We start from the raw sequence: 14,950 nt of genomic DNA, 5'->3' as shown, positions 1-14,950 counted from the left end.
CCTCGGCATCGCGGTGACGGTGGCGGGGGCGATCTATCTTGCGCTGTTTGGTGACCGGCTGTTGCCGGTGCGCCAGTCGATGGGCGCGCTGCTGAGTGACCGGCGCAAGATGAAGTTCTTCACCGAGGTGGCGGTGCCCGAAGACAGCCCGCTGATCGGCCAGCCGGTGATGGATGTGGATCTGTTCAAGCGCGACGGCGTGCGGCTGATCGACGTGTTGCGCGGCGATGCCAGCCTGCGGCGGGATCTGGCACCCGTGGTGCTGCAGGCCGGTGACCGGGTGGTGCTGCGCACTGAGATGTCAGAATTGCTGGGATTGCAGACGCGCCGCGACCTGCATCTGGTGGACAAGCTATCGTCAGTCACGACCGAGACGGTGGAAGTGCTGATCGGCCCCGGCTGCCGGATGGAGGGGCGGTCTTTGGGCGAGCTGCGCCTGCGGCGGCGCTATGGCGTGTATGTGCTGGCGGTGCATCGGCGCAACCAGAACATCGGGCGGCAGCTGGATGATCTGATCGTGCGGGTCGGCGACACGCTGCTGCTGGAAGGCAATATAGAGGATATCCAGAAGCTGGCGGCGGATATGGATCTGGTGGACGTCAGCCGACCGCGGGTGGCAGCGTTCCGCCGCGCCAAGGCCCCCATCGCGCTGGCTGCACTCGCGCTGATCGTGGTGCTGTCGGCCTTGGATGCGGCGCCGATCCTGCCGTTGGCGGTGATTGCGGTGGCGGTGATCCTGATCACCCATTGCGTGGACAGCGACGAGGCGTTTTCCTTTGTCGATGGGCGTTTGCTGGCAATGATCTTTGCGATGCTGGCGGTAGGCGAGGGTTTGGACCAATCCGGCGCGGTTGAGATGATGGTGACGGCTGTCGCCCCGTGGATGGTGGGGTTGAGCCCGTTTTTCCTGATCCTGGCGGTGTATTTCATCGGGCTGGTGCTGACCGAGTTTCTGTCAAACAACGCGGTGGCGGTGATCTACACGCCGGTTGCGATTGAACTGGCGCAGACGCTCGGGTTTGATCCGCGCCCGTTTGTGGTGGCGGTGATGTTTTCGGCAACGCTCGCCTTTGCGACGCCGGTCGGGTACCAGACCAACATGATGGTCTACGGGCCGGGCGGGTACAGATTTTCGGACTATGTGAAGATCGGTTTGCCGTTGAATGTGATCGTGATGCTGGTGTCCTGTGCGCTGATCCCGCTTATCTGGCCGCTTTGAAAGGATTTCTGATGCGCAAGGTTTTGGTCTTGATGCTGCTTGCGGGCTGTGGCGTGCCTTCGGGCAATCCGGTGCCGCAGGCGGCGCGGCTGTCTGACACGGTGCTGACACTGACACTGTCGGATGGCACGGTCTGCCGCGCCGACTGGGCGGCATCGGGCGGGTCGGGGCGGCTGGAGGAGTGCGGGCCGGGCTACGGTTATGTGGTAAACGTGGTGGAAAATCCCAATGTCCTGCGCCAGTTGTTTACCGGTATTGTTGACGCGCTGGGGGCCGATGGTGTTTCGCCACCACTTGCCGAGGTGGTGATCACCGATCCGGCAGGGATGGACCGGGTGTTCGTGTCGCCGCCGGAGGTGGAAGGCTAGCGGGAAGGGATGGCCGCATGGCAAAGCTGATCTTCGCGATGAATGTGTCGCTGGATGGGTATGTCGACCACGATCACAAGGACATGATGCCGGACAAGGTGCTGTTTCGGCATTTCATCGAGATGACCAAGGGGATCGCCGGCAGCATCTATGGCCGTCGCCTGTACGAGCTGATGCAGTATTGGGACGAGGACCAGCCGGGCTGGTCGCCGGAAGAGCGCGAGTTTGCGCAAGCCTGGCGTCGGCAGCCGAAATGGGTGGTGTCGCGGACGCTGACCGAGGTCGGGCCCAATGCGACGTTGATCAAAGACGACGTGGAAGCGGCGATCCGGCGGCTGAAGGACGAGCTGCAGGGCGAAATCGATGTGGGCGGGACGGTGCTGGCGCATTGGTTGGGCGAGCGGGGGCTGTTGGACGAGGTGCACATGTACCTGCGCCCGGTGGTCCTGGGGACAGGCAGGCCGATGTTTGTGGGGCCAAGGCCGCCGATGCGGCTGCTGGGCAGTGAGCGGATTGGCGAGGACGTGATCCGGCTGAGGTATGGGGCGGGGTGAGGCGGGCGCGGCCCGGAGGCGCTTTGCGCTTGGGTTCCGGGCGCGGATGGGAATGTCCGCTTTGCGGACGAAGCTGCCCTTGACCAATGGCTCGCGAATCTGCCCTCTGGCCAAGGGATGGTCCGGTTAACTGGCGAAGGTGCACGACCATGACGAGCTCATCTGCGGTCTACACTTCTGCCAACAAGGCGGCATGGAATGCTTCTGCTTCCCTGCATGGTCAAGGCGAAGAGTGGGACGCTTTGATCAAGCAAGTCGCCCAGCCAGGGTTTTCTGTGCTGGACCCGGAACTGACCGAGGCGATCCGGGTATTGGGACTTGAAGGCAAATCGGCTGTCCAGGTTGGGTGCAACAACGCTCGGGAGTTGTTGTCGCTTGCATCGCTCGGTATCCGGCCGTCGCTGGGCATAGATCAATCCGGTGCGTTTCTCGAACAGGCAAGGATGCTTGCGCAGGCCGCTGGCCTCCAGCGCCGTCTGGTCGAGGCCGACATCTACAATCTGAATGAAGATGTCGGCACCTTTGATCTGGCGCTGATCACGATTGGCGTTCTGAACTGGATGCCCGATCTTGACGCATTTTTCGGCGTGATCGCGCGGCTCCTCCATCCCGGTGGTCACCTGGTGATTTACGAAACCCACCCCTTCATGGAAATGTTCGACCCGGACAGCGAAACGCCACATGAGCCTGCCTTCAGTTACTTCAGGACGGATCCTCTAGAAGCGGAAGGTTTGATTTCATACGACGGGGTTGACCACGGCAAGGGCGAAACCGGCTACTGGTTTATACATTCCGTCGGTCAAATCGTTACTTCATGCGCCGTCGCCGGACTGGCGACAACGTCCCTGAAGGAATTTGGATATTCGATCCGAGAACCTGAGTACGACATATACGAAGGGCGAGAGGCACAGATTCCCATGAGCTTTCTTTTGCAGGCGAAGAAGACTTGAAACGAGGCTATTGAGGCATCGACATAAACGTCCGCAACAGGCTCAGACCCTCCCTTCGCCTCCGACTACGAAGGGCAACGCCTGACCGCCGGGCGGGCGCTGGTCGGCTGGTTCCCGGGCGGTTTATGGTTCAACACGTCCTACCGGAGTTCTGCTGGCAACCGTTGCAAAAGCGCCTGCCCGAGGGGGCGGTCAGGCGCTGCCCGGCGGGCTTCGCCCTTGATTCCGGGCATTGGACGGGCTGAACCGTTCTTCGCGACTGTCAGCCACGGGCTTGCGGCCCGACCGCGCGCTGGTGTAAGCACCGCCAGCACCAAAGACGGGATCGGAGTGACGGGTCATGGCAGGCCATTCGAAATGGGCGAACATCCAGCACCGCAAGGGCAAGCAGGATAAACTCCGCTCCAAGATGTTTTCCAAGCTGGCGAAGGAAATCACCGTCGCAGCCAAGATGGGCATGCCCGACGTAGACATGAACCCGCGTCTGCGGCTTGCCGTGAAGGCGGCCAAGGCGCTGTCGATGCCAAAGGATGTGATCGATCGCGCGATCAAGAAAAGCCAGATGGGCGATGGCGCGGATTATACCGAGATCCGCTATGAAGGCTACGGCGTGAACGGGATTGCAATCATCGTCGAGGCGATGACGGATAACCTGAACCGGACCGCATCCAACGTGCGGTCGTATTTCAGCAAATGCGGCGGCAACCTTGGCACCACCGGATCGGTGGCGCACAGCTTTGACCGGGTGGGCGAAATCTCGTATCCGGCGTCGGCGGGGTCTGCCGATGACGTGATGATGGCGGCGCTTGATGCCGGTGCCGATGACGTGGAGAGCGACGACGACGGTCACTGGATCTATTGCCAGGTCGAGAACCTGTCAGAGGTTTCGGACGCGCTGGAAAAGGCGCTGGGGGAATCGACGGAGTCCAAGCTGATCTGGAAGGCGCAGAGCCTGACCGAGGTGGATCTGGACACCGCGCAAAAGCTGATGCGGCTGATCGACATGCTGGAAGAGGATGACGATGTGCAGACGGTGACGCATAACTTCGACATCCCCGAGGATGTGGCGGCGCTGCTGGAGTGATCTTCGTACCGGACGGAATAAAAAAGCCCCCGGTTGGGGGCTTTTTGCGTTTTGGGCTGTTGGCCGGATCAGAACACGTCGGCGAAATACAGCAGAATGATGATCGGGATCGGGATGCCGATGGCCCAGGCGAGTACGCCTTTCATGGTGGTGTCCTCCTGACAGTGTAATCAGCAAGGCAACGCGGCAAGGCCGGGGTCGGTTCCCTTGGCGGATGTGGCGATGGCGCATGTCAGCGCATGAGCATCGTTTCGTCCCATCCCAGTTCGGCAAGATCCCCGACGCGAAACCTTGCGTCATCGGCCATGAAGAATTCGTCCAGTTGCGGCGGCGTGACGCTGGTGCCTGACAGCATGGCATGGACCTGGCCGCGATGGTGCTGGTCGTGCAGGAAGACGTGCATAAGCGTGTCGGCCATGCTGTCGATCTGGATCCGGTCGTGGCGGTGGATATGGACCGGGCGGGCGAGGTCTTCGACGGTCAGGCTGTCGATAAGGGCGATGGCTTGCAGGTCGAGGGCGAATTGCGCCGGGAAAAGCATGGCGGGATCGGGATAGGGTTCCTTGGTTTCAAAGGCGGCAACGCCCAGGGTGCCGCCTTGCAGCGCGTCGAGGTAGAAAAGATCGACCGTGTAGATGTGGTTCAGCGTGGCGCGGAGGCTGGGGAAGAAGCTTGCGCGCGGGGCATCCCATTCGCCGGGCTGCAAGGCGGCGATGGCCTTGGCGAGACGCCGGTTGGCGAGGTGCGCGTTGCGGGCAAGCTGGCGGTAGGGGCGCAAGGGATCGGTCATCGCGGCAGGATGCGGCGTGGCGTGGCGCGCGTCAACCGGGGGGCACCAGGGTTTGGGCGGCGGCCTGACGGATGGCAGCGGTCAGCGGGGCGAGGGCCGGGGCGGCGAGGCGGGTGAACTGCCAGTACAGCGGCACGTCGAGGGGTGTGTCGGGCTTAAGTTCCACCAGCGCGCCGGTAGCCAGGTGGGCGGCGACCAACGGCTCGGGGTTGAGGCCCCAGCCGAGGCCGTGGAGGCAGGCATCGACGAAGGCGTGGGTCGAGCCCATCCGGTGGCTGGGAAAGGCGGCGCGGCGGGCGTGGCCCTTGGTCTGGCAGGCGACCCAGATTTCCTGCAGGCGGTCCTTTTCGGAGAAGGTAAGCGCCGGGGCGAGGGCGAGGGTGGCGGGGCTGGCGCCGCCCGGAAACCAGCGCGCCATGTATGCGGGCGAGGCGGTGGCGCGGTAACGCAGCGCGCCGAGGGCGTGCGTGTCGCAGCCTTGCAGCGGGCCGGGGTGGCCGGTGATGGCGGCGGCAACCTCGCCGCGTTTCAGCCAATCCTGGCTGACGTCCTGATCATCGATCACCAGGTCGAAAAGAAAGCCGGTCGTCGCGGCAAGCGCAGGGATCACCCAGGTGGCGAGGCTGTCGGCGTTGACGGCGAGGCGCAGGGTGGCCGGGCGGCTGCCAAGGCCGGGCAGGTCTTGTGACAGGGTGCGTTCCAGAAGTGCCACTTCGTCATGGTGGCGGATCAGGCGCAGGCCCGCGCCAGTCGCCGTGCAGGGCTGGCCACGCCGGATGAGCAGGGTTCCGGCGGCCTCCTCCAGCGCCTTGATGCGCTGCGAGATGGCGGAGGGGGTGACGTGGAGTTCGGCCGCCGCAAGGTCGAACGAGCCGCGACGGTGGACGGCGGCGAGCGCGGCAAGCTGGGCTGGATCGAGCATTGGGTGACCGCTGAAGTTTTGCTTAATCTAGTATAGAAACATTAATTGGACTTACCAGTGGGACTTGTGTCTGATCGCAAGAAAAGGGGAGGCGAGGATGGCTGGCGAACGCGATTTGGCGGTGCTGTTGCGGCAGATGGAGCCGGTGCTGATAGCGGAGCCGTATGGCTTTGCGGTCTGGGCCGGCGGGGCGTTGCCGTTGGTGCCCTTTGCCACGGTGAATGAAGATGAGGGCCTGACGGTTGTGGCCCCGCTGGAGGCGCTGCGGGCGGCGGGGATGGTATCGGAAGCCTGGGCGCGTATCAGCCTGACGGTGCATTCCGATCTGGCGGCTGTTGGCTTGACGGCGGCATTTGCCGGGGCTTTGGCGAAGGTTAGGATCAGCGCGAATGTGATCGCGGGGTTCCATCATGATCATATCCTTGTGCAATGGGACCGGCGGCAGGATGCGATGGCGGCACTGCAGGGGCTGGCCAGTGCTTGAGGCGGCATTGCACGGCTATGTGGTGGCCGTCAGCCTGATTCTGGCGATTGGGGCGCAGAATGCGTTCGTGCTGCGTCAAGGCATCCGGCGCGAGCATGTGGCGGCGGTGGTGGCGACCTGTGCCATTTCGGACGCCATTCTGATTGGTGCGGGGGTGGCAGGTTTTGGCGCGGTATCGGGCGCGGTGCCCTGGATCGGCGAGGCGATGCGCTGGGCCGGGGTGGCGTTCCTGCTGGTCTACGGCGCGCTGAGGTTCAAGGCCGCGCTGCTGGGGGGCGAGGCGTTGAAGCCTGCGGCGGGTGGGACGGTCCCTCTGGGGCGGGTGCTGGCGACGTGCCTTTTGCTGACTTGGGCCAATCCGCATGTCTATCTGGACACGGTGGTGCTGATCGGGTCGATCTCGGCGCAATACGCGCCGCACGGGCTGGCCTTTGGCATTGCGGCGGCCCTAGGCAGCCTGAGCTTCTTTGCCGCGCTGGGCTTTGGCGCGCGGCTGCTGGCGCCGCTGTTTGCGCGACCGCAGGCCTGGGTGGTTCTGGAGATTGTGGTGGGCGTGACGATGTGGGCCATCGCGGCGACCCTTGCCTTTGGTTGAGGCATCGGGTTCTGTCCGCCGCATGCGCGCACTGAGCGATCTTGGCCGCCCCGTCGAAGGGGTGTTGTGGATGCTGGCCACGGGTGTCGCCTTTGTTGGCGTCAACGGCGTGGTCCGGCATCTGGGGACGGAATTGCCGGCGGCGCAATCGGCGTTCATCCGCTTTGGCATCGGGCTGGTGTTTCTGCTGCCGGCGATGTGGCAGGCGCGGGCGATGCGGTTTGCGCCCGAGGTGCTGCGGCTGTTCGGCTGGCGCGGCCTGCTGCATGTGGCGGCGGTGATCCTGTGGTTCTACGCGATGGCGCGGGTGCCGGTGGCCGAGATGGCGGCCATTGGGTTTCTGAACCCGGTGATTGTGCTGGTGATTGCGGGGCTGTTGCTGGGCGAGGGGTTGGGGCGCGGGCGGATGCTGTCGGTCGTTGTGGCGCTTGTCGGGGCGCTGGTGGTGTTGCGTCCGGGGTTGCGAGAGATTTCCGCCGGGCATCTGGCACAGCTGGGCGCGACGTTGTTCTTTGCGGTGAGTTACATCTTTGCCAAGCGGTTGAGTGGCCTGGCCCCGGCATCGGTCGTGGTGGCGGTGCTGTCGGTGACGGTGACGGTGGGTCTGGCACCGATGGCCTGGTGGGTGTGGCAGCCGGTGCGGGGCGATCAGCTGGGTTGGCTGGCGCTGGTGGCGGCATTGGCGACATTCGGACATTACGCGATGACGCGGGCGTTCAATGCAGCCCCGCTGGCCGTGACGCAGCCAGTGACGTTTCTGCAGATCGTCTGGGCGGCGCTGTTGGGTGCGGTGGTGTTCGGCGAGGCGGTTGACGGGTTCGTGCTGCTGGGCGGGGCGATGATCGTGGCGGCGGTGAGCCTGAACACCTTGGCCGAGGCGCGGCGCGGGCGGATTCCGCCGCAGCCGAGCCCTTGAGGCGTTGCGCGCGGGGCCGGGGGGCCGCGCGGTCGGGTTACAGGGTGTGAAGGCAGATTTCCTAGGGTCGCTGATCAAGGCGTTCCCGCGGAGGTTTTCATGCCCGATGATACGACGATCCTGTCGCTGCCCCTGATCCTTCCGGCGCAGGCGCAGAAACACGTCACCCATAACGAAGCGCTGACCGTGCTGGACCTGATTGTCCAGCTGGCGGTGATCAACCGGACGCTGACCACGGCCCCGGCGCTGCCTGCGGTCGGCGACCGGCATATCGTGGCAGCGGGGGCAACCGGTCCGTGGGCCGGGCAGTCGGGCAGGATCGCGCTGTTTTCTGAAACCGGCTGGCAATTCACCGCACCATTGCTGGGTTGGCAGGCGCATGTGCTGGCCGAGGGCGCGACGGCGGTGTTTGACGGGGTCGCGTGGAAGACGCCTGCGGAAAGCCCGCTGATCGCGACGCGGCTGGGAGTATCGGCCACGCCGGATGCGACGAACCGGTTGGCGGTGTCATCGCCGGCAACGCTGTTTAGTCACGCAGGCGCGGGGCATCAGCTGAAGCTGAACAAGGCGGCGGCGGGGGATACGGCAAGCCTGCTGTTCCAGACCGGCTTTTCCGGGCGCGCCGAGATGGGCACGGCGGGGGGGGATGACTTTTCGGTAAAGGTCAGCGCCAGCGGGTCAGTGTTCAACACTGCGTTGTTGGCCGAGGCGGCCACCGGTCAGGTGACGCTGCCGCAGCCGGTAAAGCTGGGCGGGCAGGCGGCGGATCCGGCAACCCCGGCAGACGGGACGCTGTGGCTGAACACTACGACCGGAGAAGTGAAGGTTCGCACCGGCGGGACGAGTGTTGTCGTTGGGTCGGGCGGGGTCAGCGACGGCGACAAGGGCGATGTTACGGTGTCGGGCTCGGGCGCGGTGTGGACGATTGATCCGGGCGCGGTCGGGTTGGCCAAGATGGCGGATCTGGCGACCGGCACCCTGCTTGGGCGGGCGACGGCGGGCAGTGGGGTGCCCGAGGCGCTGACTGCGGCGCAGGTGCGGACGGTGCTGAACGTCGCCAACGGGGCCACGGCGAATGCAGCGGACAGCGCGCTGCGCGACCGTTCAACCCATACCGGCAGCCAGCTTGCAGCAACGATCAGCGATTTTGCGGCAACGGTTGTTGCCAGCGCGTTGACCGGGTTCACCGCTGCAGGCAGCCGCACGGCGGTTGTGGCCGCCGACAGCATCCTTGCGGCCTTCGGCAAGGCGCAGAAATGGCTGAACGACCTGTCCGCCCTGGCCTTCAGCGGCAACGCGGCGGATCTTGCGGGCACCAAGACTGCGGCCTTCATCAGCGACTTTTCCACTGCGGTGGCAGCGACAGCTGCGGTGACGGCGAACACGGCCAAGGTCAGCAATGCCACCCATACCGGCGATGTCACCGGGGCCACGGCGCTGACCATTGCGACGGACGCGGTGGACAACACCAAGCTGGCCAACATGGCGACCGCGACGTTCAAAGGCCGCACCACCGCCGGAACCGGCGATCCGGAGGATCTGAGCGCGGCACAGGCGACGGCGCTGCTGGCCACGTTCACCAGCGGTGCGAAAGGGCTGGTGCCGGCATCGGGCGGTGGCACGACGACATTCCTGCGCGCCGACGGCACCTTTGCCGCACCGGCCGGAGGGAGTGCCACCGATCTGACCTACACCGCTGCAACCCGTCTGCTGGAAAGCAGCACCGGCACGGATGTGACCCTGCCACTGGCCACCATCGCGGATGGGGGCTTGGCTGACACGATCCAGCCGGGCGCAAACCGGTTCTTTGCAATGCACGAATGCGCTGCGGTCACAAACACGGAAAGCTGGACGTTTGTTGTCAGCGGTACCGGTGCGGCGCATGGTGGACAAACGCCACCGGATGGCGGCTATGGCTGGCAGCGTGGGGCAACGGGGACCACGGCAACCGGTCGCACGTCGATCATATCGCCGGCCTTCAACATCATGCGACTGGGGCTTGGCAGGGCCATCCAGACCAGCCGGATCCGGATTGTCACGTTGTCCACGGTCACGGAAACCTACACCGTTCGCAGCGGCTTTATCGACAGCAACACCGGTGAGAGCGTGGACGGCGCGTTCTTCCGCTACACCAATGCCGTGAATGGCGGGCGTTTCGAGGCGGTTACCCGCGCCAACAGTGTCGAGACGGTTGTGGACACGGCAACCACTGTCGCGGTTGGCACAACGTACGTTCTTGAAGTGGACGTGAATGCGGCTGGCACCAGTGCGGCCTTCAGGATCAACGGCACGTTGGTAGCGACGATCACCACGAATATTCCCACTGCCAGCGGCCGCGAACTTGGCTACGGGCTGATGGCGCTGAAATCGGTCGGGATCACATCGGTCAGCACCTATGATGTTGACTATGTGATCGTCGAACAGCGCTACACCGCACGCTGATCCAGCGGCGGCCAGCACCCATTGTGGTGCCTGGCAAGTGATGTCTGTGCAAGGGCGGGGCATTGTTCCCGCCTTTGCCATGTGGATTTGACAGGCTGCATCCCACTGCCTAGAGATACGCCCAGTCAGTCAAAGGTCTTCAAGATGAAAATTGCCATGGTGGGAACCGGTTACGTCGGATTGGTGTCCGGCGTCTGTTTTTCAGATTTCGGCCATGACGTGATTTGCGTCGACAAAGATGCAGGCAAGATCGCCCGGTTGTGCAAGGGCGAAGTGCCGATCTACGAGCCGGGCCTTGAGGCGCTGTTGGCCAAGAACGTGGCGGCCGGGCGGCTGGCTTTTACCACCAACCTGGCCGAAGCGGTTGACGGCGCGGAGGCGGTGTTCATAGCCGTGGGCACGCCGGCGCGGCGCGGCGACGGGCATGCGGATTTGACCTACGTGATGGCGGCGGCGGCAGAAATCGGTCAGGCGCTGACCGGATACGCGGTGATTGTCACCAAGTCCACCGTGCCGGTGGGCACAAACCGCAAGGTATACGAGGCGGTAAAGCAGGCCAAGCCGGGTGCGGCGTTCGACGTTGCATCGAACCCGGAATTCCTGCGCGAGGGGGCGGCGATCGATGATTTCATGCGCCCCGACCGTGTGGTTGTGGGCGTGGAAAGCGCGCGCGCCAAGAAAGCGATGGCCGAGGTTTACCGGCCGTTGTTCCTGCGCGAGTTTCCGGTGATCTATACCGACCTCGAAAGCGCCGAGATGATCAAATATGCGGCCAACGCCTTTCTGGCCACCAAGATCACCTTCATCAACGAAATCGCCGCCTTGTGCGAACGGGTGGGAGCGGACGTAAAAGCGGTGTCCAAAGGCATGGGGATGGATGGCCGGATCGGCAACAAGTTTCTGCATGCCGGCCCCGGCTATGGTGGCAGCTGTTTTCCGAAGGACACGCTTGCGCTGGCGCGGATTGGTCAGGATCATGCGGTGCCGATGCAAATCGTCGAAACCGTGATCAAGGTGAACGATGAGGTGAAGCGCCGGATGATCGACAAGATCACCGACCTTTGCGACGGTGGTTTGCGCGACAAGACCATCGCGGTGCTGGGCGTGACCTTCAAGCCGAACACCGACGACATGCGCGATGCGCCATCGTTGACGATCATTCCGGCGCTGGTCGGGGCCGGGGCCAAGGTGCGCGTCACCGATCCGCAGGGCCGCCACGAGGGCGAGACATTGCTTCCGGGTGTAAAGTGGGTGGACAACCCGTATCAGGCGGCCTCCGGTGCCGATCTGATCGTGATGCTGACCGAATGGAACGAGTTTCGCGCGCTCGATCTGGCAAAACTGGCCCGCAAGATGGCGACCCCTCACATGGCTGATCTGCGCAACGTCTATGACCGCGAGGAAGTGGCCGAGGCGGGCTTTACCCGCTATGAAGGCGTGGGCCGCTGAGCTGACCCAAAGATCCACGGTGTTTGCCGAAAATCCGGGGCAAAAGTCCAAATTGCGCCCCGAACCCAGCGCCCTCTGACCGTTTCGCCCTGACCAACATGCCGTTGGGTGAATTTGGTGTGTGGGTGGGGTCAAGGTGTATACCTTTCAGATCGTGGAGACGTTTTCGAACGCGCCGCTGAATCTTGTGTCCGGGATCAGCGACATGGAACTTGTGGTTCAGGGTGGGAACCTGATGCTGTACACCGCCACGCGCGCGGGTGGCGGCATGATGGCGATCGACGTCGATGCCGCGATGACGCTGATCGATCAGGAACAGGTGGCACCGGGAACCACGCTGCCGGCCGAAGCGACGCTGACAATGATCAACGTTGGCGGGCAGCCGCATCTGGTGGTGTCGGGGGCCAATCAGGCCTCGGTCCAGGCGTACCAGCTGGACGCCGCGGGCGGGATTGGCGGCGGGGTGCAACTGCCCGGCGGGCTGGCCGGCGTGATTTGCGCGCAAGCCGTGGTCGAGGTGGGCGGTGTCAGCTATTTCTATGCGGCACGGGCCGGGGAAAGCACGATCCGCAGCTATACGATGGCAGCCGATGGCAAGATGGTGGCGGCGGGCCAGATGGTGCTGGACAGCGCGCATCCCGGCGTCGATATCTCGGGGCTGACCTCGGTGGTGGTGGAGGGGCAGACCTATCTGGTGTCGCTGTCACTTGACGCCGATGTTGTGCGCAGCTTTCGCGTGGGGGCGGGGGGCGCGTTGACCACCACCTCGACGCTGGGGGCGCCGCAGGGCCTTGGGATTGCGGACCCATCCGACGTCAAGGTGGTGAACATGGCGGGCGTGACCTATCTGGTGGTCGCATCAGCCGGATCATCGTCGGTCAGCATCATCGCGGTTGATCCCGGCGGTCAGTTGCGGCCGGTGGATCATGTGGTGGATACGCTGGACACGCGGTTTCAGGGGGTGCAGTCGCTGGCCACGGTGACGATCGGCGACCGGGTGTTCATCATTGCGGGCGGTGGCGATGACGGGCTGAACCTGATGACGCTGACCCCGGAAGGGCGGCTGATCCTGGTGGCGACGCAGTTGCAGGTTCCGGGCATGGCGCTGGACAACATCAGCGCGATGACCGCGCGCGAGGTGGATGGCGTCATCGAGCTGTTCGTGGCCGGTGAAGGCGCGGGGATCACCCGGCTGCGGCTGGACCCCGGCCCATTGGCGCAGGTGCAAACGGGGGGCGAACAGGCAGACACGCTGACCGGGTCGGCATCGGGCGACATGTTGTCTGGCGGGGCGGGCGACGATCTGCTGCAGGGCGATGCGGGCGAAGACATCCTGATGGACGGGGCCGGGGCCGATGTGATGTTTGGTGGCGCGGGGCGCGACATCTTTGTGCTGGCCGCTGATGGCGAGACGGACCGGATCGGCGATTTCCAGATGGGTATCGACCGGATCGATCTGTCGGCCTGGGGCCGGGTTTATGACATCTCGGCGCTGACCATTGTGGCCACCGCAACCGGCGCGCTGATCACCTATCTTGGCGAGACGCTGGAGATCGTGTCCGCCAACGGCCTGCCCATTCAGCCCGGTGCCTTTCGCACCCAGGATCTGTTCCCGCTGTGGCACGTGGCGCCCGAGCGGCCCTCCGCCGGGGACCCGATCAATGGCACCAACCAGTCGGATCTGTTGACCGGCACTGATGGCAACGACGAATTTCGCGCCACGGCGGGGCTGGATACTATTCAGGGCGGCGCTGGGTTTGATTGTGTGTCCTATCAGGGCGCGACGTCTGCGGTGCAGGTCAACCTTGACACACCGTCGCAGAACCGTGGCCTTGCTGCGGGCCACACGCTTGGCTCGATCGAGGCGCTGATCGGTTCGGCCTTTGCCGACGGTTTGTTCGGGGATGCCGAGGACAACCTGCTTGATGGCGGCGACGGCAACGACCGTCTGGTAGGCAATGACGGCAATGACACTCTGCTTGGCGGCAATGGCAGCGACAATCTGACAGGCGGCGCTGGGGCCGACCGGCTGGACGGTGGCGCCGGGCGCGACCGCGCCAGCTATCGCGACGCAACTTCGGGATTGACCGTCGATCTTGGTGATGCCGGCAACAACACGGGCGAGGCCCGTGGCGACATCTTCATCGGCATTGAGGAGCTTGAGGGCTCTGGCTTTGCCGATGCGCTGTATGGCGACTCGCTGGCCAATGCGGTGCATGGCAACGGCGGCAACGACAGCCTGTTCGGGCGGCTGGGGAATGACTCGCTTTATGGCGGCGAGGGCGACGACATGCTGACCGGTGGCGCGGGGGCCGACCGGCTGGATGGCGGCGCGGGCATCGACCTTGCCAGTTACCGCGACAGCACCCTTGCCCTGCGGATCGACCTGCAGACCGGGTCGCTGAACACCGGGGATGCAGTGGGTGACAGTTTCGTTTCGGTGGAAAGCTTCTTGCTGACTGCGTTCAACGACAGCTTTTTTGGCAATTCCGAAGCGAACATGGTCTTCGGTTCTGGCGGCAACGACACGCTTGACGGGCGGGCAGGCAACGACAACCTGTTCGGCGGGGCGGGCACTGACACGCTGATCGGTGGCGAGGGGGATGATGTTCTGGCGGGGGGGGCGGGGGCGGACCGGCTGGAGGGCGGCGCGGGGCGCGACATGGCGTCTTATGCCGATGCGCTGGCGGGGCTGCGGGCCGATCTGACGACGCCGTCTGCCAACACCGGCGATGCGGCGGGGGATGTGTACCTGGGGGTCGAGGATCTGGGCGGATCGGCCTTTGCCGACACGCTGGCGGGCGATGCGCAGGCCAACCTGATCCGCGGCGAGGCTGGCCATGACAGCCTGTCGGGCCGGGCGGGGGCCGACACGCTGGTGGGCGGCGAGGGCAACGACACGCTGGCGGGTGGCGCTGCGGCCGACAGCCTTGAGGGCGGCGCGGGGCAGGACATGGCGTCTTACGCCGATGCGGCGGCGGCGGTTCGGGCCGATCTGGCCACCCCCGGCCTGAACAGCGGCGACGCGCTGGGCGATGCCTATGGCGGGATCGAGGGGCTGGTGGGATCGGGCTTTGCCGACACGCTGGCGGGCGACGCGCAGGCCAACCTCATCCTCGGCGGCGCGGGCAACGACCAGATCAGCGGCCGCGACGGCGACGATACGCTGGTGGGGGG

At 64.7% G+C, this 14,950-nt stretch carries 13 protein-coding genes; 11 read left to right on the top strand and 2 right to left on the bottom strand.

Annotated features, from left to right (window positions below; genetic code table 11):
• The 5 genes from RMO18_RS00425 to RMO18_RS00405 all read left to right on the top strand — a co-directional run.
• A partial coding sequence (locus RMO18_RS00425; protein ID WP_309663265.1) for an SLC13 family permease occupies positions 1-1,219 on the top strand: 1,219 nt, incomplete at its 5' end.
• Positions 1,220-1,230: 11 nt separating this feature from the next.
• Positions 1,231-1,587: a hypothetical protein gene (locus RMO18_RS00420; protein WP_309663264.1), complete on the top strand. Its 357-nt coding sequence runs from the start codon at positions 1,231-1,233 to the stop codon at positions 1,585-1,587.
• A 17-nt stretch (positions 1,588-1,604) separates the two neighbouring features.
• Positions 1,605-2,141 carry a dihydrofolate reductase family protein gene (locus tag RMO18_RS00415; protein WP_309663263.1) on the top strand — a complete coding sequence of 179 codons (537 nt, stop codon included), beginning with the start codon at positions 1,605-1,607 and terminating at the stop codon, positions 2,139-2,141.
• 149 nt (positions 2,142-2,290) lie between these two features.
• The gene (locus tag RMO18_RS00410) at positions 2,291-3,091 is read left to right on the top strand and encodes a class I SAM-dependent methyltransferase (protein ID WP_309663262.1); all 801 of its coding nucleotides are present in this window, start codon (positions 2,291-2,293) and stop codon (positions 3,089-3,091) included.
• 340 nt (positions 3,092-3,431) lie between these two features.
• Positions 3,432-4,175 carry a YebC/PmpR family DNA-binding transcriptional regulator gene (locus RMO18_RS00405; RefSeq protein ID WP_309663261.1) on the top strand — a complete coding sequence of 248 codons (744 nt, stop codon included), beginning with the start codon at positions 3,432-3,434 and terminating at the stop codon, positions 4,173-4,175.
• 232 nt (positions 4,176-4,407) lie between these two features.
• Here RMO18_RS00405 and RMO18_RS00400 read toward each other — a convergent pair whose 3' ends face one another.
• Both RMO18_RS00400 and RMO18_RS00395 read right to left on the bottom strand, forming a co-directional pair.
• On the bottom strand, positions 4,408-4,965 hold the full coding sequence (locus RMO18_RS00400; protein ID WP_309663260.1) for a DinB family protein: 558 nt from the start codon (positions 4,963-4,965) through the stop codon (positions 4,408-4,410).
• Positions 4,966-4,996: 31 nt separating this feature from the next.
• Complete coding sequence (locus tag RMO18_RS00395) at positions 4,997-5,887, bottom strand: LysR family transcriptional regulator ArgP (protein ID WP_309663259.1); 891 nt, start codon at positions 5,885-5,887, stop codon at positions 4,997-4,999.
• A 97-nt stretch (positions 5,888-5,984) separates the two neighbouring features.
• On the opposite strand from RMO18_RS00395, the gene RMO18_RS00390 reads away from it, so the two are divergent.
• The 6 genes from RMO18_RS00390 to RMO18_RS00365 all read left to right on the top strand — a co-directional run.
• On the top strand, positions 5,985-6,371 hold the full coding sequence (locus RMO18_RS00390; protein WP_309663258.1) for an ACT domain-containing protein: 387 nt from the start codon (positions 5,985-5,987) through the stop codon (positions 6,369-6,371).
• Entirely contained in the window at positions 6,364-6,966 is a 603-nt protein-coding gene (locus RMO18_RS00385; protein ID WP_309663257.1) for a LysE/ArgO family amino acid transporter, read from the top strand. The genes RMO18_RS00390 and RMO18_RS00385 overlap by 8 nt, the downstream gene beginning before the upstream one ends.
• Positions 6,967-6,988: 22 nt before the next feature.
• Positions 6,989-7,882: a DMT family transporter gene (locus tag RMO18_RS00380; RefSeq protein WP_309663256.1), complete on the top strand. Its 894-nt coding sequence runs from the start codon at positions 6,989-6,991 to the stop codon at positions 7,880-7,882.
• Between the two features lie 99 nt (positions 7,883-7,981).
• On the top strand, positions 7,982-10,324 hold the full coding sequence (locus RMO18_RS00375; RefSeq protein ID WP_309663255.1) for a DUF2793 domain-containing protein: 2,343 nt from the start codon (positions 7,982-7,984) through the stop codon (positions 10,322-10,324).
• Between the two features lie 144 nt (positions 10,325-10,468).
• Entirely contained in the window at positions 10,469-11,773 is a 1,305-nt protein-coding gene (locus RMO18_RS00370) for a UDP-glucose/GDP-mannose dehydrogenase family protein (protein WP_309663254.1), read from the top strand.
• Between the two features lie 136 nt (positions 11,774-11,909).
• A partial coding sequence (locus tag RMO18_RS00365) for a calcium-binding protein (RefSeq protein WP_309663253.1) occupies positions 11,910-14,950 on the top strand: 3,041 nt, incomplete at its 3' end.

Origin of the sequence: Tabrizicola sp. (assembly GCF_031377265.1) — a bacterium.
Taxonomy (GTDB): domain Bacteria; phylum Pseudomonadota; class Alphaproteobacteria; order Rhodobacterales; family Rhodobacteraceae; genus JAUYQR01.
This window is presented reverse-complemented; position numbering and strand designations above follow the sequence as displayed.

Excerpts from the sequence above, each read along its gene's own strand:
- RMO18_RS00420 (WP_309663264.1), top strand. The coding sequence starts at position 1,231 with ATGCGCAAGGTTTTGGTCTTGATGCTGCTTGCGGGCTGTGGCGTGCCT.
- RMO18_RS00415 (WP_309663263.1), top strand. The coding sequence starts at position 1,605 with ATGGCAAAGCTGATCTTCGCGATGAATGTGTCGCTGGATGGGTATGTC.
- RMO18_RS00410 (WP_309663262.1), top strand. The coding sequence starts at position 2,291 with ATGACGAGCTCATCTGCGGTCTACACTTCTGCCAACAAGGCGGCATGG.
- RMO18_RS00405 (WP_309663261.1), top strand. The coding sequence starts at position 3,432 with ATGGCAGGCCATTCGAAATGGGCGAACATCCAGCACCGCAAGGGCAAG.
- RMO18_RS00400 (WP_309663260.1), bottom strand. The coding sequence starts at position 4,965 with ATGACCGATCCCTTGCGCCCCTACCGCCAGCTTGCCCGCAACGCGCAC.
- RMO18_RS00395 (WP_309663259.1), bottom strand. The coding sequence starts at position 5,887 with ATGCTCGATCCAGCCCAGCTTGCCGCGCTCGCCGCCGTCCACCGTCGC.
- RMO18_RS00390 (WP_309663258.1), top strand. The coding sequence starts at position 5,985 with ATGGCTGGCGAACGCGATTTGGCGGTGCTGTTGCGGCAGATGGAGCCG.
- RMO18_RS00380 (WP_309663256.1), top strand. The coding sequence starts at position 6,989 with ATGCGCGCACTGAGCGATCTTGGCCGCCCCGTCGAAGGGGTGTTGTGG.
- RMO18_RS00375 (WP_309663255.1), top strand. The coding sequence starts at position 7,982 with ATGCCCGATGATACGACGATCCTGTCGCTGCCCCTGATCCTTCCGGCG.
- RMO18_RS00370 (WP_309663254.1), top strand. The coding sequence starts at position 10,469 with ATGAAAATTGCCATGGTGGGAACCGGTTACGTCGGATTGGTGTCCGGC.